Origin of the sequence: Rhodococcus sp. NPDC057297, from assembly GCF_042667435.1 — a bacterium.
GTDB lineage: Bacteria > Actinomycetota > Actinomycetes > Mycobacteriales > Mycobacteriaceae > Rhodococcoides.
On record NZ_JBHUZE010000008.1, the window covers coordinates 1 to 22,595 of the forward strand.

General features: G+C 63.9%; 24 protein-coding genes. 5 read left to right on the forward strand and 19 right to left on the reverse strand.

The genetic code is table 11. The annotated features are described in order from the left end of the window. Positions 1-225 precede the first annotated feature (225 nt). The gene (locus tag ACFULT_RS20610) at positions 226-1,965 is read left to right on the forward strand and encodes a metallophosphoesterase (RefSeq protein WP_378482276.1); all 1,740 of its coding nucleotides are present in this window, start codon (positions 226-228) and stop codon (positions 1,963-1,965) included. On the opposite strand, the gene ACFULT_RS20615 is transcribed toward ACFULT_RS20610, so the two are convergent. Beyond that, positions 1,920-2,642 carry an aspartate/glutamate racemase family protein gene (locus ACFULT_RS20615; RefSeq protein WP_378482277.1) on the reverse strand — a complete coding sequence of 241 codons (723 nt, stop codon included), beginning with the start codon at positions 2,640-2,642 and terminating at the stop codon, positions 1,920-1,922. The two genes, ACFULT_RS20610 and ACFULT_RS20615, sit on opposite strands and share 46 nt — an antisense overlap. 3 nt (positions 2,643-2,645) lie before the next feature. Further along, positions 2,646-4,061 carry an MFS transporter gene (locus ACFULT_RS20620; protein ID WP_378482278.1) on the reverse strand — a complete coding sequence of 472 codons (1,416 nt, stop codon included), beginning with the start codon at positions 4,059-4,061 and terminating at the stop codon, positions 2,646-2,648. Positions 4,062-4,324: 263 nt separating this feature from the next. Between ACFULT_RS20620 and ACFULT_RS20625 the strand changes: the two genes are divergently transcribed. After that, positions 4,325-4,999 (forward strand): GntR family transcriptional regulator, encoded by a 675-nt coding sequence (locus ACFULT_RS20625; protein ID WP_378482279.1) that lies wholly within the window; start codon positions 4,325-4,327, stop codon positions 4,997-4,999. A 46-nt stretch (positions 5,000-5,045) separates the two neighbouring features. Here the strand turns inward: ACFULT_RS20625 and ACFULT_RS20630 are convergent, their stop codons facing one another. Then, entirely contained in the window at positions 5,046-5,711 is a 666-nt protein-coding gene (locus ACFULT_RS20630; protein ID WP_378482280.1) for an SIMPL domain-containing protein, read from the reverse strand. 125 nt (positions 5,712-5,836) lie between these two features. Between ACFULT_RS20630 and ACFULT_RS20635 the strand changes: the two genes are divergently transcribed. Continuing rightward, entirely contained in the window at positions 5,837-6,910 is a 1,074-nt protein-coding gene (locus ACFULT_RS20635) for a DNA polymerase IV (RefSeq protein WP_378482281.1), read from the forward strand. Here the strand turns inward: ACFULT_RS20635 and ACFULT_RS20640 are convergent. The 14 genes from ACFULT_RS20640 to ACFULT_RS20705 all read right to left on the reverse strand — a co-directional run bounded on the left by ACFULT_RS20640 (position 6,884) and on the right by ACFULT_RS20705 (position 17,905). Continuing rightward, on the reverse strand, positions 6,884-7,879 hold the full coding sequence (locus ACFULT_RS20640) for an MBL fold metallo-hydrolase (protein ID WP_378482282.1): 996 nt from the start codon (positions 7,877-7,879) through the stop codon (positions 6,884-6,886). The two genes, ACFULT_RS20635 and ACFULT_RS20640, sit on opposite strands and share 27 nt — an antisense overlap. Before the next feature lie 93 nt (positions 7,880-7,972). Then, complete coding sequence (locus ACFULT_RS20645; protein ID WP_378482283.1) at positions 7,973-8,380, reverse strand: CoA-binding protein; 408 nt, start codon at positions 8,378-8,380, stop codon at positions 7,973-7,975. After that, positions 8,377-8,772 carry a DoxX family membrane protein gene (locus tag ACFULT_RS20650; RefSeq protein WP_037111041.1) on the reverse strand — a complete coding sequence of 132 codons (396 nt, stop codon included), beginning with the start codon at positions 8,770-8,772 and terminating at the stop codon, positions 8,377-8,379. Before ACFULT_RS20650 ends, ACFULT_RS20645 begins: the two co-directional genes overlap by 4 nt. Before the next feature lie 23 nt (positions 8,773-8,795). After that, a complete protein-coding gene (locus ACFULT_RS20655) occupies positions 8,796-9,917 on the reverse strand; it encodes a YbfB/YjiJ family MFS transporter (protein WP_378482284.1) in 1,122 nt (373 codons plus the stop codon). A gap of 27 nt (positions 9,918-9,944) precedes the next feature. Then, entirely contained in the window at positions 9,945-11,195 is a 1,251-nt protein-coding gene (locus ACFULT_RS20660; protein WP_378482450.1) for a cupin domain-containing protein, read from the reverse strand. A gap of 5 nt (positions 11,196-11,200) precedes the next feature. Next, positions 11,201-11,455, reverse strand: a complete 255-nt coding sequence (locus ACFULT_RS20665; RefSeq protein WP_019667678.1) for a hypothetical protein — start codon at positions 11,453-11,455, stop codon at positions 11,201-11,203. Positions 11,456-11,537: 82 nt separating this feature from the next. Further along, positions 11,538-12,374, reverse strand: coding sequence for a methylamine utilization protein (locus ACFULT_RS20670; RefSeq protein WP_378482285.1), 837 nt, complete (start codon positions 12,372-12,374; stop codon positions 11,538-11,540). Positions 12,375-12,402: 28 nt separating this feature from the next. Beyond that, positions 12,403-12,699: a biphenyl 2,3-dioxygenase gene (locus ACFULT_RS20675; RefSeq protein ID WP_378482286.1), complete on the reverse strand. Its 297-nt coding sequence runs from the start codon at positions 12,697-12,699 to the stop codon at positions 12,403-12,405. A gap of 8 nt (positions 12,700-12,707) precedes the next feature. Then, positions 12,708-13,046 carry a plastocyanin/azurin family copper-binding protein gene (locus ACFULT_RS20680; protein ID WP_037138557.1) on the reverse strand — a complete coding sequence of 113 codons (339 nt, stop codon included), beginning with the start codon at positions 13,044-13,046 and terminating at the stop codon, positions 12,708-12,710. Between the two features lie 10 nt (positions 13,047-13,056). Further along, positions 13,057-14,622: a multicopper oxidase family protein gene (locus ACFULT_RS20685; RefSeq protein ID WP_378482451.1), complete on the reverse strand. Its 1,566-nt coding sequence runs from the start codon at positions 14,620-14,622 to the stop codon at positions 13,057-13,059. Positions 14,623-14,642: 20 nt separating this feature from the next. Beyond that, positions 14,643-15,956, reverse strand: coding sequence for a hypothetical protein (locus ACFULT_RS20690; protein ID WP_378482287.1), 1,314 nt, complete (start codon positions 15,954-15,956; stop codon positions 14,643-14,645). Then, positions 15,953-16,651, reverse strand: coding sequence for a methylamine dehydrogenase light chain (locus ACFULT_RS20695; RefSeq protein WP_020112685.1), 699 nt, complete (start codon positions 16,649-16,651; stop codon positions 15,953-15,955). The genes ACFULT_RS20690 and ACFULT_RS20695 overlap by 4 nt, the downstream gene beginning before the upstream one ends. A 32-nt stretch (positions 16,652-16,683) precedes the next feature. Next, on the reverse strand, positions 16,684-17,295 hold the full coding sequence (locus ACFULT_RS20700; protein WP_378482288.1) for a redoxin domain-containing protein: 612 nt from the start codon (positions 17,293-17,295) through the stop codon (positions 16,684-16,686). Positions 17,296-17,323: 28 nt separating this feature from the next. Then, on the reverse strand, positions 17,324-17,905 hold the full coding sequence (locus ACFULT_RS20705; RefSeq protein ID WP_378482289.1) for a MauE/DoxX family redox-associated membrane protein: 582 nt from the start codon (positions 17,903-17,905) through the stop codon (positions 17,324-17,326). Between the two features lie 321 nt (positions 17,906-18,226). On the opposite strand from ACFULT_RS20705, the gene ACFULT_RS20710 reads away from it, so the two are divergent. Both ACFULT_RS20710 and ACFULT_RS20715 read left to right on the forward strand, forming a co-directional pair. Then, the gene (locus ACFULT_RS20710) at positions 18,227-19,726 is read left to right on the forward strand and encodes an APC family permease (protein ID WP_378482290.1); all 1,500 of its coding nucleotides are present in this window, start codon (positions 18,227-18,229) and stop codon (positions 19,724-19,726) included. Continuing rightward, entirely contained in the window at positions 19,723-20,523 is an 801-nt protein-coding gene (locus tag ACFULT_RS20715) for an IclR family transcriptional regulator (RefSeq protein WP_378482291.1), read from the forward strand. Before ACFULT_RS20710 ends, ACFULT_RS20715 begins: the two co-directional genes overlap by 4 nt. A gap of 56 nt (positions 20,524-20,579) precedes the next feature. Here the strand turns inward: ACFULT_RS20715 and ACFULT_RS20720 are convergent, their stop codons facing one another. Together ACFULT_RS20720 and ACFULT_RS20725 are read right to left on the reverse strand one after the other, a co-directional pair. Next, positions 20,580-20,867, reverse strand: a complete 288-nt coding sequence (locus ACFULT_RS20720; protein WP_037111001.1) for a hypothetical protein — start codon at positions 20,865-20,867, stop codon at positions 20,580-20,582. A gap of 13 nt (positions 20,868-20,880) precedes the next feature. Further along, positions 20,881-22,587 (reverse strand): sodium:solute symporter family protein, encoded by a 1,707-nt coding sequence (locus tag ACFULT_RS20725; protein ID WP_371828871.1) that lies wholly within the window; start codon positions 22,585-22,587, stop codon positions 20,881-20,883. Positions 22,588-22,595 lie beyond the last annotated feature (8 nt).

A 22,595-nucleotide genomic window follows, 5' to 3' on the forward strand; every position in this document is an offset into this window, starting at 1 on the left:
CCATCTCCGCCAGGCAGAGACACAGACGCACACCCACGAGCCAGACGCACACCAATGGGCTGAACGCTCACCCAGGTGCCAGCACCTGGCCGTGCACCTGACACAACGGCGAGCGTTTGAGACGCAGGTCGAGCGAGGTCCTTTTGATACTCGTTCGTCCCGTTCTTCATCGCTGTTCACGTCGGCTTCATCGTCAAGTCGATCGTGTGCGTCGGTAAGTATTCTTTGCAGCGGAACAGTCGGGGTATGCCGATGAATCCGCGAGGAGAAACCGTTGCCGCTGGAGTTCCGGAGGCTCTTGCTTCTGATATGACCATGGCGGAGCAGCACGATTGGATTCGTTCGTTTCTGAAGCGGAATCCTGTATCCCGGAGACGCTTTCTGGTTGGTTCGGCTGCTACTGCTGCGGCGGCTGCCGTTGGGAATGCAGCGTGGTCCGGTCGTGCGTATGCGCAGGATGCGCCGCTTGCGGTGGGTGGTCGTCACACGTCGTTCGGTGTGGATTCGGCCACGCAGCTTCGATTCTCGGCTCAGTTGTCGCGAAATCTTGGGGTGACGGGGGTGTTCCTCGATCATGGGCCGACTCCGGCGCTGGGGGCGACAACTGCAGCGGAGGTTCGTAATCTGGTCAGTCAGGTGCCGCAGACCGACGGCGGCATCCTCGGTGCCGAGCAGTTCTACGTTCACGTGCCCGTCGACGGGCTGGCTCCCAAGACTCCGCATTTCTATCGCTGGCGTACCAACGACGGCTACGTCAGTGACGTGCAGACGGTGTGGACAGCGTTGCCTCCAGGTCGGAGTGCTCCGTTCCGCTTCACGATGATGGGCGATCAAGGTGTCGATGAAACACCCTCTCGGCCGCCGGGTCTGAAGGCAGGGGATTACGACGATCTGTACTACAAAGCCGACAACGAGCCATCTGTTCGTCATGCGGCGAACATCGTCGGGCAGATCGCGGCGCGCAGACCGGACTTTCATGTTTTGGCGGGCGACATCGCGTACGCGGATCCGTCGGGCGCCGGCCTCCCTGCTCAGTTCGCTCCCAGCGGGGTGACTCAGCCGAAAGGCTTCGACAAGTACAACCCTTTCGTGTGGGACGGCTACTTCGCCGCCATCGAGCGAAGTGCGGCGAGCACACCCTGGTTCTTCGCCACGGGTAACCACGACATGGAAGCGTTGTACGGTGCGAACGGGTACGGGGGACATGCGGCCAGGCTCGATCAACCCGAGAACGGTCCTGCAGGCTGCCCTTCGGTCTATTCGTTCGTGTACGGCAATGTCGCCGTGCTGTCGCTCGACGCCAACGATGTGTCGTACGAGATCAAGGCCAACACCGGCTACAGCGGCGGCAGGCAGAACACATGGGTGGAAAGGTCACTCGAACGCTTCAGGGCGGATCCGAACATCGATTTCGTGGTGTGCTTCTTCCACCACTGTGCCTACTCGACTACCGAAGCCCATGCGTCCGACGGTGGTGTTCGCGACGCATGGACGAAGTTGTTCGACCGCTACGAGGTGGATGTGGTTCTGCAAGGGCACAATCACGTCTTCGAACGAACCGACCCCATCCGGGCCGGACGCCCGACACGGACGGCGGCCGACCACGCCGTCGTGTATCCGAAGTCCGACGGGACGGTGTATTACACGGTAGGCGGTGGCGGCCGGCCTCGGTACACATTTCAGCCCTCCGAGCAGGAGACGTACAGAGGAAACGAGTTGCCGGACAACGCTGTTCCGAACAGCTACGTCTGGACGCCCGACGGCGAGAAGGCCACTGAAGCCGTAGGGTGGTCTCGGGTTCGCTTCAGAAACTACTCGTTCGTCTCCGTCGACGTCGCTCCCGGGATTCCCGGAATCACACCGAGCGAGATGACGATTTCCGCGATCGACGAGTACGGCCGCGAGTTCGATCGCGTCACCTATCGGCGAGATGACCCGATGAGCGGTGTGTTCGGTTCGTCCTGATCGGAGTTGTGGTTCGATTCCATCCGTTCGAGCACCCACAATGCTGCGCTCGGAACGGGTTCGACGATCACTACGTCGGTACGGAGGGCGAGTTGCCGAGCTGAGTCGCTGAGCGGACCACCGCCGATGATCACGGCTTCGGCGCCCGCTGCGGCGGCGTCGTCGACCGCTGTGCCGAGTTCGAACACACTGGCGTCGTGGTCTCGGGCGAGTACGAGCGGGTCGGAGTCCGTCAGAAAGATTCCTGCGAAATCGGCATCGGGGCTGCAGTGTCGGACCAGCTCCCGCAACGACGGTTCCAACAGCGATGTGGTGGTCGCGATGGCGAAGCGTCGACCTCCCCGAGCTGCCGTCGACACTGCGGCCTGCCCGATTCCGACGACGGGGATGTCGACGAGCTGCCGAAGGGCCGCGGCTCCAGGATCGCCGAATGCGCCGATGATCACTGCACACGGCCTGTGTACGTCGATACCGGAGAGCGCTGCAGCAACGGTATGTTCGGCCGCTTCCGCAAGAGCCTCGGCGTCGACGATCATGCGCGGACCCGACGCTGCGGTGACTCCGACGACGTCGTATCTCGATCCGTCCATGGCCTTCTCGGCAACCGCGACGAGCATGTCGGTGGTCGAGGCGTTGGTGTTGGGGTTGACCACCAGAATCGTGGGCACGCTGCTCATGAATCAATCATCCTCTGGCATGGGGTGTCCGAAGGTTTCTCGGGGGAACTGAACTGCGACCGCGCATACGACGAAGAGTGCGGTGAGAACGGCGAACATCGCGGGGACTCCTGAGCTGTCCAGTACTGCTCCGGCGATCAAGGGGAACAAGCCACCCGAGAGAGAGCCGATGGCAAGGATGACGGAGGTGGCAAGTCCGCGAATGCGAGTCGGGTACTGCTCAGGGGCGAACAGCCAGATGGTGGTGTTCAGAACGATCACCGAGAAGTTGAAGAGTGCACCGAAGAACAGCACCAGTCCGATGTCGGTGGCGAAGAATCCGAAACCGAGTGCCGCGGCGGTACCGAGGCTTGCGCCTGCCGTCAGGGTGATCTTGCGGGGAAGCTTCCGGGCGATCAGGGCCGCGGTGATCGCGCCGATCAAGGATCCCGACTGCATGACGAGCGTGTACCAGAGTGCGCTGGTGATCGACATCCCGCGTTCGGTGAGGATGATGGGAATGAGTGTCAGCATGGAAATTTGCGCGGCGTAGGACATGCAGACTGCGACACCCAAGGCGAGCGTGCTTCGGCGATAGCGTGCACCGAACATCTCGGTCCACCGAACCTTGGGTGCAGCCGTGTCCGCTGCGAGTGTTGCCTTGTCCAGATAGAGCTTCTCGGAGTCGAGAGTTCCTCGGAGCTTGCCCTGAGCAAGGCGGTTGATGACGGTGTTCGCCTCGTCGATTCGTCCGGTGGCTGCGAGGTATCGGGGAGTCTCCGGCAGTGACCTCCGATAGAACACCACTGCGAGTGCGGGTAGGACCAGCATTCCGAACAGCCACCGCCAGCGATCCTCGCCGGTGAAGATCGCGAACACGATGACGCCGAAGAGCGGGGCGAGCATGTTGCCCAGTCCTGCCGCAGCGACGTTGATGAGGCCGACGGCTGTACCTCGGTGCCGAGCCGAGAAGAACTCCGACAGCATGATGACCGCAACGGCTATCTCTCCGCCGAGTCCCAGGCCGACGAGGAATCGCGCGGCGACGAGAACTTCGTAGTTGGGCGCGACCGCGCACAGGAGAGATCCGAACGCGAACACCAGAAGGTTGGCGCCCAGCAGAGTTCGGCGCCCGAGGCGGTCCATGACTACACCCGCGAGAATGCGACCGAGGGCAACCGCTGTGAACGTAGCGGTGTTGAGCAACCCGATTTCGGTGCCCCCGAGGCCCCAGTCGGCGCGGAGGACCGGTCCGGAGATGCCGACGGCGTTCTGCTCGATGGCATCGAAGAAGACGCCGAACAACACCATGGCGACGATCCCGATGTGGGCGGAGGTGAGGCCGATACGTGAGTACGCGGATTCGATCTGTGTGCCGAGTGTCGTTCGTTCGGCGGGTGAATCCTGTGGAGAGTTCATCGACGAGGGCAGGGTGCTCATCCCGGTGTGCCTTTCGCGGCTGGTGGTCGATGGATACCGTCGTTGGTATACCAAGTGATGAGCGAGAATCTACGGCCGGATGTCCGCTGTTGGGTTTCCGTTCTGTTAAACACATGTAAGAGCAGCGAACTGATGGCGTAACACGGACTCGCCGGCGTCGTGGGCTGACGGGACTGCATCGTCGAGTTGGGTTCTTGGTATACCTAGGGTGGTGCTGCTGGTGGTGCTGGTACACATGGGCGAACGACGATGGAGGACAGTGCATGGAACAGGGTGCAGCGTCGGCGAGTCTGTCACGCCGTGTGTTCGACGAAATTCGCGCGCGCATTCTCGACGGACGTATACCGGCCGGTGAACCATTGCGCGAGAGAGATCTCAGCGCTGAACTCGATGTGTCCCGGGTGCCGATCCGTGAGGCGCTTCCTATGCTCGAGGCCGCGGGGCTCGTCGCGTTGTCTCCGCGTCGACCGGCCGTCGTGACGATGGTGACGCGGAGCGGGGTCAACGAACTCTACGATCTGCGCTCGGCGCTGGAGCCGCTCGCGGCCCGTAAGGCGGCGTCCGCGGTCGCGGTGGGCGCCGACGCGTCGGCGCTCGTCGATGCGGTGACGCGCGCCGGAGATGCGTTGCACGCAGGCGACCTACCGTCGTTCCACCGCGAGAGCGGCGGCGTTCACGCGACGATCGAATCGCTGGCAGACAACCGGCTTTTCGTCGTCATCATGGAGCCCCTACGGGAACGTAGCAACCGGCTCAACGTCGCGAACATGGAGCGCGAACCCAGCATCAGACACCGCGAACACGTCTCGTTGGTCGATGCAATAGCCGAAGGTAATCCTGAACTTGCTGCGGCCGTTGCGTACTCCCATGTCGAATGGGGAAGGCAACGCACGTTCGAGACACTGTCCGCGGTTCCGGGATTCGATCCGACTGCATGATGCCAGTGGGGCGGCACGGCCACCTCTCGACGACCGCATCGAGGTGTCAGGTTGCGACGAATCTTGCGTGAACTTCGGCGCGAATGACGATGTCCTGTGGTTTGAGTTCGAATCCGTCGTCGGTTGCTGCGTAGGCTCGAGATGCGACCACATAGTCCTGATGGGATGCGGTTGCAACACCGAGAAGTCCCGGGTCCGCTATCGCACGGGCACTGACCGTCGATCGGCCCACGCTGTGCGCGAATACCTCTGCCTTGCTCAGTGCGTCCTGGACGGCACTCGCGCGGACCTGACGGGTGTTCTCGGCCGACGTCGCTTCGGTCAGCGACCAATCGAAGTGGCCGATGTCCACGCCGTCGAGTGCCGACACCGCATAGACGAACGCGTCGACCACGTCGATCTGGCTGAACTTCACCTCGATCGACGCAAGCGCCTGATAGACGTAGGGAAGCTGATCCCCGTTGTGGTTGAACGGCCTGGACCGCGAGTGCCTTACCTGATCGAGAGCCCATGCGTCGATCGGGCCGCTCGAAGGGTTGTACAGCGGATCGATCAAGCCGGTCAGCTCTCTGACCAGGCGGTGAGCGGGTTCGGCCGCAGCCTCGGCCGTGCGGCCGTCGGTTCGGACCGACAGGGACACCGTGCATCGCTCCGGCGGGTACGTCGCCTGGCCTCGGCCGACGACCGTGATCTCGACAGGGTTCGACTCCATGATGGGAGTGTGGCACACAAGGGGTAGCGCTTCATTCGAGCGAACGACGCGTGTCTATCCGGCCCGCGGCGACATCCCCGACCGGGGATCGACGCGCGGCGCGGGGGTGGCGCAGAATGGGCGGCATGACCGCATCTGTGCGCCGACGGTGGGTGTTGCATGTGGACATGGATCAGTTCATTGCGGCAGTGGAGGTGCTGCGCAACCCCGAGCTGGCGGGAAAGCAGGTGGTGGTCGGCGGTAGGGGCGATCCGACGGAACGGGGAGTGGTGTCGACGGCCTCCTATGAGGCGCGGGCGTTCGGCGTCGGATCGGGGATGCCGTTGCGGGTCGCTTTCAAGAAGCTGCCCGACGCGATCTTCCTGCCGGTCGACGGGGAGGCATATACGGCGGCGTCGAACATCGTGATGGACGCACTCCGAAGCTTGAACGTGGTAGTCGAAGTGCTGGGTTGGGACGAGGCGTTTCTCGGCGTCGAGACCGAGGATCCGGTGTCCTTCGCACGCAGGGTCCACGACACGGTGTTGGATGCGTCCGGGCTGCATTGTTCAGTCGGCATCGGGGACAACAAGTTACGCGCGAAGATTGCAACGGATTTCGGCAAGCCGCAGGGTATCTACACCTTGACGTCCGCCAACTGGTTCGAGGTGATGGGAGACCGCCCGACGGATGCGTTGTGGGGAATCGGGAAGAAGACCGCGAAGAAGCTTGCGAGTCTCGGTATCACCACGGTGTCGGAGTTGGCGGCGACCGACGATTCGGCCCTGGCGGCTGCGTTCGGTCCGAAAACCGGGCCGTGGATCGGAACCAAAGGGCGAGGGGTCGACCTGTCCCCGGTGTCCGCAGCGCCGTGGATCGCTCGTTCTCACAGCCGGGAAACCACGTTTCAGGAAAACCTGGAGGATTGGGAGGCCATCACCGCCGAGGTGAGGTCTCTGGCGCTGAAGGTGCGTGAGGATCTCGTCGCAGAGGACAGACCTGCCGTGCGAGTGACGCTGAAGGTGCGTTACGCGCCTTTCGAAACCCACACCACCACAGCTGCACTCGACGGGCCGCCTACCTTCGATCCTCGGATCATTTCCGACGCGGCGGCAGCTTTGGTGCAGAGGTTGGACCACTCTCGCAAGGTTCGGCTCATGGGCGTCCGCCTCGAGATGACGCCTCCCGCTGCGTCAGATTCGGGCGAAGAGCGCGGGTGACGAGCCGGGGATCTGGGCAACCTGATTGCGAGACACCAGGCTTCGAAGGTGCGCGGCGGCTTCGGACAGTGCGAGGGTCTTGTGGAACGGGGAGATATCGCTCCAGGGTTTGTACCACTTCATGCGTTCGGCGACCTCCCAGACGGTGATCTCGTCGTCGGCGAAAGCCTCGTACAGATGGTCCAATCGTTCTTCGTGGTGCTCGATGAGTTCGCCCGCGCGCACTCCGACGTCGTCGATACCGATTCCGTGAGAACCCAGTCCGCGTGTCACGTTCATGGACTGCACGTGACGCAGCGAGTCGAAGAACTCTGCAAGTGCGTCTCTCTCCTCGAGCGGGTAGACGAAGTTGCCGACGTGAGGTGTCGTCTTCTGCAGGACGTGGTCGCCGGTGAACATGACGTCGGCGTCGGGCAGGTGGAAGCACACGTGACCAGGCGTGTGACCGGGGGTGAAGACAGCGCGCAGCCCTCGTCCGGTCAGGTCGATCGTGTCTCCGTCGCGCAGTATGCGATCGGGCGCCGAATCCGGTCCGGTCGGCGGCTGTAGGTCGAGTTCCTGCCAGGCGGCTATGTCGGCGTTCGGTGCACCGGCAGCGATCATGTTCGCTCGCTGACGATCGAGCCATTCGGGGCCCCGCGGTGCGGTCATCTTGTGGAACTCGGCGTGATCGGCCTCGTGCATCGCGACCCACGCTCCCGACGCCGCGCGGACTCGACCGCACAGCCCGGTGTGATCGGGATGGAAGTGCGTCAGCACTACGCCCTCGACGTCGGTGATGGAGTGTCCGACGGCTTCCAATCCGGAGGTGAGGCCGGCCCATGCGTTGTCGTCGTCCCATCCCGCGTCGACCAGGACGAGGCCGCCGGGCGACTCCATGGCGTACACCAGCGTGTGGCCGAGCGGACTGTCGGTGATGGGGACGGGGATCTGGAGGATCCCGTCGCCGATCGCTGCTGCGTCGCTCATGCCTACCTCGTTGCTTGGTCCAAGTAATCAGTTCCTTCCTTCATACTGACCCCGGCGAGAAGCACAAGGGAATTCGGGGTGCCGATCAGTAGATCAGCGGCGACGCCACTCGATGGCCGGGCAGGTGTCCATCACCATCGGAACTCCGGCAGCGAGAGTCCGGGTGAAGGCGGCTTCGTCGATGACGCCCAGTTGAAACCACACGCCCTTCGCGCCCACGGCGACAGCCTCGTCGGCGAACTGGCCTGCTTGCTCTGATCGACGGAACACGTCGACGACATCGATTGGAAACGGCACCTCGGCGAGCGCCGCGTATCCCTGTTCCCCGAGAACCGTCGGCGCGTTCGGGTGAATCGGGACGATGCGTTTGCCCCTGCGTTGAAGGAGGGAGGCAATGTCGTAGGCGGTGCGCTGCGGATTACCGGACAGTCCCACAACGGCCCAGGTCTCGAGCTCGTCGAGCATGAGATTCACCGACTCGGAGTCTCGCCAGGACGTCATGATCGCGACGCTACTCTTCGGCGTCGTCCGATCGCATCGGTACACCACAGCGCCCACACGATCAGCAGGGGCTGGAACAGCAACCGGATTCCGCGTGCGGCGTCGGTATCGAGGCCGAATGCATCGGTGTGTGTCAGGAACTGGCTGATGTTGCCTGGAAACACCGCGACGAAAAATGCTGCGACGATCCAGCCCACTGCCGGCCTGCGGACGAACACGAGCGCAAGCCCCAGGGCAATCTCGACGACGCCCGACGCGAGAACGACGAAGTCGGTGTCCAGAGGAACCCAGGTCGGTACCTGTGCGGCGAATTCTGTGCGCGCCCAGAACAGATGGCTGAAGCCTGCGAACATGAGGAATGCGCCGAGCAGTAGTCGAGCGATGGCCTTCATGACCACATGGTGCCAGGGTTCGTTCAGTTCGTGTGCAGTCGCGCGGCGAGGACGGCTCCTGCCGTACCCAGTGCCAGCACGACCGCCGCCACCACGAACGCGATGGAGTAGGAGTCACCGAGCGCTGGGGCGACGACGAGTGGACCCATGACCTGTCCGATGCCGTAGACGGTCGTCAGTGTTGCTGCAGTTCTCCCGATGGGCAGGCCGCCGGCCATGCCCATGGTCAGCATGGTGATGCCCATGAACGTGCCGCCGAAGAGAACTGCGGCGACGAGTGCGACCGCGGGACTGTCGCTGACTGCAGGCAGGATCGCGGACACGGTCTGTAGGCCGAATGCGGCGACGAGTGCTCGCGACGGTGTGACGCGTTGGGCGACCGCGTGCCACAGCACGGTTGCCGGAACTGCGGCGCAACCGACGACGATCCATACCGCGGGACCGACCGACGAGCTTCCGTGTCCGCCGACGGCGGCGACGAGGAAGGTACCGACGATGATGTATCCGAGTCCTTCGAGGAAGTACGCAGCGAGCAGCACTCGCCAGATTCGGCGTTCCTGCGGCGAGGGCCCGACGTTTCCGTTGGTCCGCCTGGACTCGGCATGAATATCGAGCGCGAGCGTGGGGGCGATGACGACGGCCGTCAGTACAGCGGACGCGATCCACAATGCCTGCCACGAAAGGTGAGGTGCTGCAACGAGAGTGAGAATGCCGGACGCGGCGATTCCCGCTCCGACACCGCCGAACGCGATGCCGGGTGACGCGCCGACGTGCCGCGCGACGGTGCTCGCGCAGCCGAGGAACACGGCGGCGCTCGCCAGACCGGCGACGAACCGGAGCATCGAGAACGCGAAGGTGCCGTCGGCGAACGCCATCGCAATTTCGCTGACGACGAGCAGAGCGACCCAGGTGCGGAACGCTGTTGTGCTGTTGAGGGTGGGTCGGAGCGACAGAAGTATCGCGCCGACGAGGTAGCCGGTGTAGTTGGCCGTCGCGATGACCGCACCGCTGCTCGGCGTGACTCCAGCCGAATCGACCATGATCGGTAGGAGCGGCGTGAAGACGAACCGGCCGACGCCCATAGCAGCGGCAAGCCCCGCGGCTGCGGTGAGTGAGACGCGGCGGCCGCCAGTAATTCCGTTCACTCGGCTAACTATACGTGGGGGTGCAGTTCACTCCGACGGCACGATGATGCCCTCCCTGAGCAGCCGTTTCGCCACCACCAGCGCGCTGTCGGGGTCGAGACCGCGCATGTCCGCGACACGGCGGGGTTGTCCGCTGCGGAGATCGTCGAGTGCATCGGCGCACTCGTCGGGTAGGGAGATCGTCTTGTCGCGAAGGCCGACGTGGACCCGTCCGTTGCTGCGGGTGATGCGAGGGGACAGCCCCTGCCTCCATGTAACCAGGGAAGCAGCGTCGAGAGAGGCGATGAACGCGACCGTGCGCAGCGGATCGACCGGTGCCGGTCGAGTGATCGCGACCAGGCGCGCGGCCAATTCGTCGGCGATCGAGCGTCGTGCCTCCGGATCCGATCGGATGCGTTCCAATGCCGCTGCGACGTTATCGAGTACTCGGTCCACGTGAGGTGCGGTTGCGTCCGGATCCGTCAGGTCGAGCCCAGCGGGCAATGGCTCGCGAATGCGCGCGTCGTCCTGGAGAGCGCCGAGAACGCGATGTGCGATGTCGTAGTCGTTGAACGACGCCACGCCGATGGTGAGGTGGATCGTCGTGTCGCCCAATGCTTCCGCGGAATGAATCCATCCCCGCGGCAGATAGAGGACGTCACCGGGCGTCAGGACGGTGTCGAGGTACGGCGTGTTGCTTGCCTGCTTCTCGACGGCCTCGCGCCGGTCGGACCACGGTTGGTTCGACAATGGATGCGTGTGGACGGGAGGGTGAATCATCCACCGCTTCTCGCCACTGATCTGTAGGACGAACACGTCGTGCACGTCGTAGTGCGGCGAGAATCCCGTCGAGGCGGCGGGGGTGATGTACGCGTTGACCTGACTGGGATGGCCGAGATCGTCGACCAGATCGCGGGTGAAGTCGATCAGTGGCGGCCACAGCCGATGAAGTCCTTGCAACACCAGCGTGTGTCCGTCGGCGAACGCGGACAACACAGCGGACGAGTCGAGCTGATCGGGCATCTCGGCCCCGAAGCCGGCCGACGACGTGAACTCGGACTTGTCCAGGAGCGCTCCGTCCTTGGCCATCCGCGCGAAGGGCGTACGGACGCCGCGGTGGGACACCAGTTCGTCGACGTCGGCGGGCGTCAGTAGATCCTCGAATGTGCGGTCGAGTTCCGAGGCGCGGGTGAGCAACGGCGTGCGCCCCCACACCTCGTCGGAGAAAGCGCGCTCGGGAATGGAGATCAGACGACCGAGCGCGGACCGGAATTCCGGTCCGCGCTGGTCTGCGTGCATGTCGCTCAAGCCGAGCCGTCCGCACCGCCGTCGTGTCCGTTCGGGTTGGAACCGCCGTCTGCGGGTCCTTCGCCCGGGCCTGCGGTGCCGTCGGCTCCGCCGTCGTGGCCGTTGGGGTTGGATCCGCCGTCTGCGGGTCCTTCACCCGGGCCTGCGGTGCCGTCGGCTCCGCCGTCGTGGCCGTTGGGGTTGGATCCACCGTCAGCGGGGCCTTCTCCGCCGGATCCGCTGGTGGTGATGTCGTCGTCGTTGATGCTCATCGAAAACCTTCCGGTCGACCTGACTTCTGGGAACGAGGGGCTGTCCCCGCTCGAAATCGTGGATTGACGGTTCGACGGGCTTCTAAACAATCCCCACGGTGGCGAAGGCAGCGAGACCGATCAACACAGCGCCGGTGATGGCCTGGACTCGCCGATCCACGATGCACATCAAGGAGAGGAAGCCGGGCATCGAACCGCCTCGACGGGTGTACAGCAGGGCGAACAGGCTGGGCATGCATCGACCGAGCGATACCGTCACGAACGTCGCAGCCCCCAGGGCGGGCGATCCCACAGCCGCTACTCCCAGTGCCAGAAGGTAGTACGCGCTGGACCTGATGTAGATCAGGAAACCAGGTCCGATGATGGCGCCGAACAGCAACGAGACCTTCCACGGTTCCATGCTGCGCCGAAGGTGCCGAGGGAGTTGCTGTCGACGCATCGGTGTCGGCATCTTCAGCAGTCCCGTCTCGTGCAGACCGTAGGCCAACGACAGCGCGGCCCACACGCCGAGCGCAAGCGCGACGGGCACTGCGCCCAGTACGAATCCGCCGACGGCGCCGAGGGCGGCACCCGTGATCGACCCCGTCGTCACGGAACCCAGTGCGTGCCAGGCGAGTCGACGCGCAGGCGTCGACGCACCCCTGCGTCCGGGCTGCTTGGGCGCCACGACGACACCGGCGACGGACATCCCGCACGTCGACCAATTGGCCGCAAGAGCGGTGATTGCTCCCGCCGCGACCACCGCACCCGTCAGGCTTGCTGCCGGCGTGGGCGAGAACACAAGTGCTGAGCCTGCGCCGAGTGCCGCGGCGGCGGACGCGAGAAGGGTGCGGCTGCCGAGACCTACCGACGCCCTGAGCGGCGGCCTGATCTGCGGCATATCCTGCTGCAGTGCGGTGTGATCGATCATGGTGGTCATCTGTTACCTCCTCGGTGCATGGCTCGCGTCAACCGACGTGAACCGTTCCGGACATGTACGGGTGAATCGAGCAGTGGTACTCCACGTCACCAGGCGTGTCGAACGTGAATCGAAATATGCTGTCGCCGTTGACACCACTGTCGAAGACACCGTCGGCGTGAACCTCGTGAAGAAGTCCTCCATCGTCGAACTGCCATTCGACGGTGCCCCCGACGGGAACGAACACCTCCTGCGGTTCGAAGCGGACGTTGCTGACGAGCACGGTCGCGTCGATGTCGGGTTCGGACGCACACCCGGAGGCGAGCAGCAGAATCGAGATCGACACGGCGGTTCTCAGTCCTCGACGACGACGGTGCCGAGCATCATCGGGTGCGGGGTGCAGTGGTAGTCGAATGTGCCTGCCTCCTCGAAGGTGTAGGTGTAGCTGCCCTCGGTGAGCAGTTCACTCTTGAATGTCTCGTTGCTCGATTCGACGACGTCGTGGGGTAGCCCGTTGTCGTCGAATACCCACTCGACCGTCTCGCCCTTCTTGATGGTCACCGACGCCGGGCTGTAGCTCATGTTCTCGACACGGACGGTGGCAGCCGGCTCGTCGCTCCCGGAATCACTGCTGCAGGCGGTGAATCCGAACAGGGCCGCCAGCGCGAGTGTCAGAATCAGGAATTTCTTCATGGGTTACCTCTCATCGGATATACATCAAGTTGGCCGTCATACCGGCTTCGAAGTGGTAAGCGTTGTGGCAGTGGAACATCCACTCGCCAGGGTTGTCGGCGTCGAATTCGATGGCGAGCGATGTGCCGGGCAGTACGTTGACGGTGTCTCGGCGGAGTCCGCCGTACTCGGGCACCGCGAACGTGTGACCGTGCGTGTGCATCGGGTGCCACATGGTCGACGTGTTGTTCATCGTGATTCGAACGCGTTCACCCTGTTTCATCACGAGTTTGCCTGCGTCTGCCCCGGCCATTGCCCACACGTACCGGTCGCCGGCCTGCAACAGGTCGACCTGATAGTCGCGGTCGGGAGACTTGGGGGTCAGTACGGTCTTCGCGGCAGGACGCAGCGAGCTCTCGAGCACGAGCTCGCGGCCGAGTTCGGGGATGGACCCTCCCACATCGGGATCGGTGAGAGGCGCCGCATCAGTAGTGCGCAGCACCGTCGACGCATATCCCGGGCGGCCCTCCACCGCAGCGACGATCGGCCATGCACCCGACGCCACTGTGACCATCACGTCGTAGCGTTGCGCCATCCCGACGAGGATGGCGTCGGCCTCGGTGGGCACGACGTCGTAACCGTCGACCGCGATGATCGTCATACGGTGACCGGCAACCGCGAATCTGTACGGCGTCTCCGCTCCCGCATTGACTATGCGTAAACGCAGGCGCGAACCCGGTGCAGCCTCGACCACTGCGGGGTCGTTGGGCGGTCGACCGTTGATCAGGTGCATCGGGTAAGCGATGTGCTGCGTCATCCCGCCGAGCGCCTGCGAATCTCCGTGGCCTGTCGACGTCAATGCAGTTGCAACGGTGGCTTCGTCGGCGCCGACGGGAATCGGAACGTTCGCGCCGCCGTGTCCGGCATGGCCACCGCCGTGCAGATCGGGGTTCAGTGCAGCCATGACCGCCTCCGGGCTCGTCCCCATGCCGTCCACCCAGTCGTCGAGCACGAGGACGGCATCGGCGTCGGCCCCGGATGTGTCGTCGGGATCCTCCACGATCAGTGCACCGAACAAGCCGCGGTCGGCCTGAAGCCCGGAATGCGAGTGATACCAATATGTTCCAGGATCCGGTGCAACGAACGAGTACTCGAACGTCGAACCGGGCACGATGGCGTCCTGCGTTACCGGCGGCACGCCGTCCATGTCGTTACGGATGCGGATTCCGTGCCAGTGGATGCTGGTGTCGGACGGCAGCGAGTTCGTCACCGACACGCGCACCGTGTCGCTTGCGGTCGATCGGATCTCGGGAGCGAGCGCACCGGTTCCGTAAGTCCAGGTGTCGACGAACCGGCCACCCAGGTCGACGGTCCCGAGCCCGGCAGTCAGTGCGTACGCAACCGTTCTGCCGGTGGACGACCGCGCAGCCTCCGCTGCTGCGACCTCCGGGTCGGTGGGCTTGATGTAGTCGAGCTTGTCGGTCGTGCCGGATGCAGCGTCCGACGAGGAACTGCATCCGGTCACTCCGAGTACGCCGATTCCCGCCAGGCCGACGCCTGCTGTCGCCAGGGACAGGAATCGGCGTCGGCCTAGCATCAACCGGGGGTCCGGTCGAGTCACTCCATCACCTCGGGTGTGATCAGGTCGGTGATCGGCGTGACGGCGCCGTCGATCTCCACCGAACTGACCTGCGCGCCGGTCGAGGCGTCGAACCCGACGAGCTTCTGTGGTGCTTCGCCGTCGACCTCCTGCCCGTCGCCGAGTACGTAGAACGTCGTGCCGTCGACGCTGTACGCCATGGACGAGAAACTCTCGATACCCATGTCCGCCAGGGCCAACGACTTCACGGGTGCCAGGTTGGCGGCGTCGAAGAGTACGACCTTGGCGACGGACCCCCCGCGCGCGGAGTCCGGATGGACGATGCTGTCGGTGTAACTGATGGCAATTCGGCTGGCGTCGGCGTTGACGACGTTCTCCGAGAACCGTCCCGACGGGTCGCCCGCGTTGCCGATCGGCGAAACGGTGTCGGTGGGCAGTCCGCCCGACACGTCGAAGAGGTACACGTCACCGTTCTCGCTGACCAGCAATGCCTTCTTGGCTTCCTCGGCGAACGTGGTCTTCCGGGCACTGACGAAGTCGTCCGGTAGCACCTTGTCGCGTCCGACTTCGGTGGGTACGCCGTCCTCGCCGATGTTGACGTGCAACAGTTCCCGGGTGTCTTCGCAGACGCTGTACAGGTCGTGCCCGACCATCCAGGTGAACGGGCCGCACCCGACGATGCGGATGGCACCGGATTCCGTGCCCGCTTCGAGGTCGACGACTCGGATTCCGTACAGGCCGTCATCCCAGCTGACGAAGTACTTGCCGTCGGAGGTGACCGCGTTCGATCCTTCGCGGGAGTGCACACGGGCAACGTCGGGGAGCGAGGCTTCCTTCGGCTCGAGGAGATTCCCGGAGTACGTGCTCACGGTGAAGTCCGCAGCTCCTCGTGATCCGCGTGGGCGCCACACTTCGGCGGCGATGACGGCGGGGTCGCTCGCGCTGTCTCCGACGAATCCGTGTACGACGGGATCCCAGATGCCTGGTCCGACCGTGATTCGTGTCGTAACTTCACCCGTTGCCGGATCGAGCGCGTTGACGGTCATCTCGAGTTTGCCGAAGCCGCCTTCGATGCCGAGGATCTGATCGGCGCCGATCGGGGTGATCTCTGCGACGTGCAACGGTTCGGGAATCTGGCCGGTGATCTCCTGGTCTTCCTCCCCGAGGCCGATCCCCTCACCTGGAACGGTGAATTCGACGGTGGGGTAGGTCACCTCGGTCGACGATGCGGACTCCTGGGTGTCCTCGCTGGAAGAACTGCAGGAGGTGACGGCGAGCAGTGCCGCGACCGGAACGACCGCGATGGCTGCTCTGCGGCTGTGTCGTGTCACGAGCCCGCACCCACCTTCGGGCGCGCGGCGGGGCGTGCCTGGCAGTCGGCGCCGACGATCGGAGCCATGGTGCAGGTGTATGCCTGAGACTCGTCCGAGACACACCAGATGATTTCCTGGTCGTAGCTGCCGCTGACGGGGTTGTACATCGATGCTTGCATGTCCGGCTCGCCGCAGAATGCGTTGGAGCAGCTGGGGGCTCCGCAGCAGTCGTAGTACGCGATGAGGTAAGTCTTTCCGTCTGCCGGGTTGGTGCAGCAGCCGACCCAGAACTCCGCGCCGGGCTTGGATCCCGGTGCGCATGTGGTCAATCCGCCGCCTTGACATGCAGCACAGGACGTTCCGTCCATCGAACACCAGCGCCAGTAGTCGCACTCGGCCGGGTTGCTGCCGTCGTACTCGGGAACCTGGGGCTCCGGGGTCGGGGCCGACGGTGTTTCCTGGGCGTACGCACGCGACACCGGGAGCGAGCTGACGATGGCCACTCCTGATGCGCCGAGGGTCCAGCGCCCGATACGGGAGATCATCGATCGGCGTGAGACACGCTCGGAAAGCTTGCGCCCTGATCGGCTCGCGAAACTACCGCCGCGGCCTGCCATCCACTCGGCTTGCTCTGCGACGACGCTTTCGTCAACGGGATATCGCTGTTCGGTGGGGTTCGCGTGATCGCTGTGGTCGTGGTCCTGATGATCCATGTGTTCTCCGTCCTTGTTCGGTTGGCGAAAAATCAAGCGACGCCGCGGTTGGCGGCGGCCTGGGTGTGAAGGTGCTGCAGGGAAGGTGTGCCGGATTCCAGTGCGTTGAGCAAGCTTTCGACCTGTGCCATGTGATTGCACAGGCCCTTGGCCTTGATCTTGCCGTGCTCGTCGAGCATGATTCCGAAGGGAGTGGTTCCGACCTGGTAGGCAATGCCGACGTCGCGTCCGTCGACGTAGCTCATCTCACTTCCGATGTCGGCGCCGGCGAGGAATTCCGCGTGTTCTTCCGGGGTACCGTCGGAGATCACGACGATGTCGACGTCGCTCTCGCCCTTCGCCATTGCCTTCATACCGGGAAGCAACGACTTGCATGTCGAGCACCCTGGTGCGGTGAACAACAAGAGCTGTGGACGGTCCCGGTGGCCTGCGACGCTGACCGTTCGCCCGACATGATCTTTCAGGCCGTGGAACGTCGGGCCGACCTGCTCGATCTTGGGTCCGGTGTCCATCATGCGGGCGCCTAGAGGACCGAGACGTACTTGTACGCGCCCGATTTCGCGGGCGAGCCCGAGAATCATCAGCAGAAGTCCGACGACGGCCGCGGCCAGCAGGACGACCATGGTGGTGAGGAAGACGGTCATGAGGAGTGGGCCTTTCGAGTGGTGATGGTCAGTAACGGCTGATGGTCGAGACGGCGCGCATCTCGATGGCGGCGTTGGTCAGGTAGTCGTCGATGGGGCGGCGACCGAACGACATGAACGAGCGGACGTACAGACCGACACACACGACTGTCACGGCGAACACGCCGACCCCTGCACCGGTGATGCGTTCCACGACGGTGATGGAGGGAGCGAGCGCAACAGCCGAACCGGCAATCGCGAGCGTTGCTGCGCGCGTCGAATGCCACCACCCGATGTGTTCGATCTCGTCGGTACCGCCTCCGAACGCGAAGCAACCGCAGTCGAGTTCTAGACGTCCGCGGATCAGGTTGATGGTCAGGCCGACGAAGAAGGCCGCGAACAACAGTGCCGACAGCGACCCGGTCAGGGCCGGAACGATACCGAGGATCAGCGCGATCCCGAGAAGGATCTCGACGTACGGCAGGGCGCTTCCGACCACCGCGGCCACGCCGTCGGGCAGGACCTTGTATCCGCGGACGACACGGATCATCCGCGCGCGGTCACGTACCTTCGGAAGCCCGGCCACCAACAGAACCGCACCGATCACGCTGGAAAGAGCTGCCCAGACCATCGTGCGCCCTCACTTTCTCCTTGCACCGACCCGAGTTGTTCGAGTGGTCGGTTCACAGCATGGGAGTGCGATGCGACGCGGTTGCTTCTGCTGCGTTACGTGCTCGTCTGCCCCGTGTGAAACAAGAAACCTCGGGATGCCCCTGGTAGACGAAGCGTCGGCGGTGGGGAAGTGGCGCAGGACACATAACGAGTTCGCCCGGCGCAGATTCTTCGGTGAGATTCTCACTTGAACGTTGCACAACCGTCATCGACGAAACACGGGTGCAACCGGGTGGTCGTACATTTCTCCGGACAGGTCCACCTCTCCACCAGGATGCACATGAACACAAGCGCACTGAGCGCAGCTCTACGGGAGGCCGCGCTCACCGAGCGGCCGACCGATGTCGTTCGGTCACCTCTGAGCGCACTAGGTCGGAGGCAGCTGACGCCGTTCGACCTGGTCGGGCAATCCATGTCGACGATGGCGCCCGCGACGTGCATGGTCTTCATCGCGTTGTGGATGTCGTCGGCTCACAACGGGGTCGGCGGGATGGCCGCGATCGTCGGCGCGACCCTCGTGATGGCTCTGGTGTCGCTGTGCATCCGTCAGTTCACCTGCAGGCTCGCAGCGTCGGGTTCGTTGTACAGCTTCGTGGCGCACGGACTGGGCAAGCGTGCGACTCTGACAGCGGGAGCCGCTTTGCTCGTGGGATACGTCGGAGTGTCCATCTCGGTGTTGTCCAATGCGGGTGCCAACCTGGTCAAGCTGGGCGATGAAGTGGGGCTCTCGTTGCCGTCGTGGTCGTCGACGGGTGCGTGCGTGGTCGTGGCGGCGGCGGTTGGACTCATTGCGATCCGGGGTGTTCGCTTCGCGGCGCGAACGATTCTCGTCATCGAGGTGTGCACGTTGGTGCTCATATCCGTCCTCATGCTGCAGGCACCTGTCGAGACAGCGGTGGGCACCTCGTCCGCGTCCGCGCCGATCGGGTTCGTGCTGTTTCTGGCGATGCAGACGATTCTGAGCCTGGCTGGGTTCGAGAGCGCCGCGTTCTTCGGTCCGGAAGCACGAAAACCGTTGCGGACGGTGACATCCACTGTTCTGGTGACGCCGATGCTCGTCGGGGCACTCTACGTTTTCGCGGGATGGGCAGGAATGACCGGACACGCGGGAGTGCTGCTCGGCGCGTACTTCGGCGGCACCGAGTCCGGCGCGAGCGCAGCTCTGGTGTTGGCGGTGAACGTCGGAGTGTGTTCGTCGTGGATCGCGTCGACTCTCGGTTTCGCGCAGGCAGGTTCACGTCTGCTGTTCTCGATGAGCCTCGAACGAGTCATCCCCGGAATGTTCGAGCGTGTGCACGCGAGATTCCGTACGCCCTACGCCGCCGTCGCCCTCTTCGTCGTGGCGTCGTTGATCGGTTCTGTGTGGCACGACCCGGATCACGCCCCGGACAACTACGACGTGGTGGTCGAGATCGCGCTCATCCTCGGCTACACGATGCTGGCCGTAGCGGCTCTGCGTTTCCTCGAACGCATCGACGAACACACCGCCTTCACCAGATCGTGCGGGGTACTCGCCGCCGCGGCCGGTGCGGGTCTGCTGGTGGTCACCGTCATCGACACCGGTCGGCTGGGCGCCTGGCTGTACATCCTCTGGTGCGTCGGTCTTGCGGCGTCGGGATCGGTGTGGTTCGCGATCCTCCGTCGTTTCCGTCCCGGAAGTATCGATGCCATCGGCGTTTTCGACAGCGTGCAGACCGAGGATCTTTTGCCGGGATCGGCATCACTCGAAATCGACGACACCGGTCGGCCCGTCCTCACGCCGAGTCCTCGCGGGCGGTGACCGTGGCGACCGAACGACGTGAGGCGTTGGGTGCATCGGGCCGGGCCGAGAGACAACGAGGTTCGGGGACGGGCTTCGGAGGACAGCAGCCGAAGGCTGTTCAGAAAGCGCTCGCGATGCTCGAGGCGGTGGCATATCTCGGAGCGGGCGTGACCGCCAAACAGATCGCTGCACACACGGACGTGCCTCCGGCCACGGCGTATCGAATGCTCAATTACCTCGTCGCCGACGGTTTCCTGGCGCGAACCCCGGACCTGTCGGGTTTCGCATTGGGTCGCCGGACGTCCGAACTCGCATACGCGGCGACCGGCACCGGGCCGGTTCGTTCCGTCGCTCAGGTGGTCGACGCCATGCGCCGCGAGACACGGCACGGCTTGTACGTCACATCGTTTCGGGGTGGAACATTGCGGACCGTCGACACCGATCCGGATCACGAGGTGGTCTCCGCAGCGACGATTTCCCGAAACCTGCACGCACACGCTGCGGGCAAGCTGATGTTGGCCTACCGGCCTCGGTGCCTGGACGGCCTCGAACTGAGATCCGTCACCGCTCGTACCGTCGTGGACGGGTTGTCGTTGCACGCCGATATTGCGCAAATTCTTGCGGCCGAATTGTCGTTCGAGAACGAGGAATCGCGCATCGGCCGAGCGGCCCTCGCGGTTCCGGTCCGTGATACGGGGTCCGAGGTCGTCGGCGGTCTGTGTTTGCAAGGAATTGCGGGCCGAGTATCGCCGGACAACGACGCGCTCGTGCGTTTTCTCAGAGCAGGCGCGGCCGAGTTGAGGGGCCTGTTGTGACCCTGCGGGTGAGTGGGGACGTGTCCGTCGAGACGCGTCCCCACTGACCCGGGGCGCTATTCGCCTGGTGCGTCGCCCACGACTGCGGGCCGGGCGATGGCCCAGGCGCCGAAGATCAGTGCGATTGCGAGCATCACCAGTCCGACCCACAGGTTGGCGCTGGTACCGACGCTCATGTCGACGACGTTGTTGGACGGCGACGAGTGGGTCTTGTTACCGAAAACCGACGGAAACAGGCCGGCGAGGGTCAGCAGGATCCCGTAGATGCCGAGCAGTGCGCCGATGACGGAACGGATGTCGAACAACCGCGCCACCAGGCCGGGGTTCTTGTCGGGTGTAGTCATTTCCGGTTCTCCTCTAGTGGAAGACGATGTTGAGGACGACGACGAGGCCGAGCGCGAAGCCCGCCAATGGAACCGGCCGCTTGTACCAGGGGTTCGTGGCATCTTCGGGGTCGGTGAACATGTCGCGCGGAGTCTCCGAGTAGACGAATCCCACGAGTTCCTTCGCCGGTTTCGGCTGTGTCACCATACTGACGCCGATGCTGACCACGATGTCGACGACGAATGCAGCCGACGCCGCGACGAACGGCATGCCCTGTCCTGGGAGGTTGATCACGCCGACTTCCGACAGAATGAACACCAGGACCGCTGCGGACGTGCCCGAGACGAGTCCGATCCATCCCGCTGCGGGCGTCATCTTCTTCCAGAACATACCGAGGATGAATGTGGCGAACAGGGGAGCGTTGAAGAAACCGAACAGCGTCTGCAGGTAGTCCATCAAGTTGGAGTAACCCGACGCGATGAGCGCGGTGAAGATCGCGAGAATCGTTGCGGCGACGGTCGCGACGCGACCGACGGTGATGTAGTAACCGTCCTCGCGATTCTTGACGATGTACTGCTGCCACAGGTCGTAACTGAAGACGGTGTTGAACGCGGAGATGTTCGCCGCCATACCTGCCATGAATGCAGCCATCAAGCCGGCGACGGCCACGCCCAGCAGGCCGTTGGGGAGGATGTCTCGCATCATCAACAGCATCGCGTCGTTGTATGTGATGTCGCCGGTCCCGTTTTCCTTCAGGTTGATCATGTCTCCGATCGCGGCGGCGGCGATCATGCCGGGGACCACGACTACGAAGGGCACCAGCATCTTCGGGATCGCACCGATGATCGGTGCGCGGCGCGCTGCGGACATCGAACTCGACGCCATCGCGCGCTGGACCTCGACGAAGTTGGTCGTCCAGTATCCGAAGGACAGGACGAATCCGAGACCGAACACGATGCCGATCACGGACAGGATCGGTGAGTCGAACCCGCTCAGCGCTTGCCCCGGCCACGACGAGAGTTGTTCTCCCGTCGAGGCAGTGACGGTGCCGTCGGTGACCGTCGGTACGACCTTGTCCTTGAGGCCGGACCACCCGCCGATCTTGATCAAACCGATCACCGTCAGCGGAACCAGGGCGGCGAGGATGACGAAGAACTGCAGCACCTCGTTGTAGATCGCTGCGGAGAGGCCACCGAGGACGGTGTAGGTGAGCACGATGGCTGCGGCCACGATGAGCGAGACCCACAGTGACCATCCGAGAAGGACTTTCACGACGGTGGCCAGAAGGAACAGGTTGACGCCCGCGATCAGGATCTGTGCGACGGCGAAACTGATGGCGTTGACGAGGTGGGCTTTGGTGTCGAATCGTTTGCGCATGAACTCGGGGACGCTGCGCACCTTGGAGCCGTAGTAGAACGGCATCATCACGATGCCGAGGAACAGCATCGCAGGGATAGCACCGATCCAGTAGTAATGCATGGTGGCGAGGCCCAGCTGGGCGCCGTTCGCGGACATGCCCATGATCTCGACGGCGCCGAGGTTCGCCGACACGAAGGCGATGCCGGTGACCCACGCGGGAAGTCTGCGTCCCGAGAGAAAGAAGTCCAAGCTGGTGGAGAGCTGTCGGCGGGCGACGTAGCCGATCCCGAGAACGAACACGAAATACACGGCGATGAGCACGTAGTCCAGCGCGTTCGTGTTGAACGAAAGCACGCCTTCTGCCGCAAGAGTCGACGTCACGCGTCAAC

Bases quoted from the DNA above. Each gene is read 5' to 3' on its own strand.
- ACFULT_RS20615 (WP_378482277.1), bottom strand. From the start codon at position 2,642: ATGAGCAGCGTGCCCACGATTCTGGTGGTCAACCCCAACACCAACGCC.
- ACFULT_RS20620 (WP_378482278.1), bottom strand. From the start codon at position 4,061: ATGAGCACCCTGCCCTCGTCGATGAACTCTCCACAGGATTCACCCGCC.
- ACFULT_RS20625 (WP_378482279.1), top strand. From the start codon at position 4,325: ATGGAACAGGGTGCAGCGTCGGCGAGTCTGTCACGCCGTGTGTTCGAC.
- ACFULT_RS20630 (WP_378482280.1), bottom strand. From the start codon at position 5,711: ATGGAGTCGAACCCTGTCGAGATCACGGTCGTCGGCCGAGGCCAGGCG.
- ACFULT_RS20635 (WP_378482281.1), top strand. From the start codon at position 5,837: ATGACCGCATCTGTGCGCCGACGGTGGGTGTTGCATGTGGACATGGAT.
- ACFULT_RS20640 (WP_378482282.1), bottom strand. From the start codon at position 7,879: ATGAGCGACGCAGCAGCGATCGGCGACGGGATCCTCCAGATCCCCGTC.
- ACFULT_RS20645 (WP_378482283.1), bottom strand. From the start codon at position 8,380: ATGACGTCCTGGCGAGACTCCGAGTCGGTGAATCTCATGCTCGACGAG.
- ACFULT_RS20650 (WP_037111041.1), bottom strand. From the start codon at position 8,772: ATGAAGGCCATCGCTCGACTACTGCTCGGCGCATTCCTCATGTTCGCA.
- ACFULT_RS20660 (WP_378482450.1), bottom strand. From the start codon at position 11,195: ATGCACGCAGACCAGCGCGGACCGGAATTCCGGTCCGCGCTCGGTCGT.
- ACFULT_RS20665 (WP_019667678.1), bottom strand. From the start codon at position 11,455: ATGAGCATCAACGACGACGACATCACCACCAGCGGATCCGGCGGAGAA.
- ACFULT_RS20670 (WP_378482285.1), bottom strand. From the start codon at position 12,374: ATGACCACCATGATCGATCACACCGCACTGCAGCAGGATATGCCGCAG.
- ACFULT_RS20680 (WP_037138557.1), bottom strand. From the start codon at position 13,046: ATGAAGAAATTCCTGATTCTGACACTCGCGCTGGCGGCCCTGTTCGGA.
- ACFULT_RS20685 (WP_378482451.1), bottom strand. From the start codon at position 14,622: ATGCTAGGCCGACGCCGATTCCTGTCCCTGGCGACAGCAGGCGTCGGC.
- ACFULT_RS20695 (WP_020112685.1), bottom strand. From the start codon at position 16,651: ATGGATCATCAGGACCACGACCACAGCGATCACGCGAACCCCACCGAA.
- ACFULT_RS20700 (WP_378482288.1), bottom strand. From the start codon at position 17,295: ATGACCGTCTTCCTCACCACCATGGTCGTCCTGCTGGCCGCGGCCGTC.
- ACFULT_RS20705 (WP_378482289.1), bottom strand. From the start codon at position 17,905: ATGGTCTGGGCAGCTCTTTCCAGCGTGATCGGTGCGGTTCTGTTGGTG.
- ACFULT_RS20710 (WP_378482290.1), top strand. From the start codon at position 18,227: ATGAACACAAGCGCACTGAGCGCAGCTCTACGGGAGGCCGCGCTCACC.
- ACFULT_RS20720 (WP_037111001.1), bottom strand. From the start codon at position 20,867: ATGACTACACCCGACAAGAACCCCGGCCTGGTGGCGCGGTTGTTCGAC.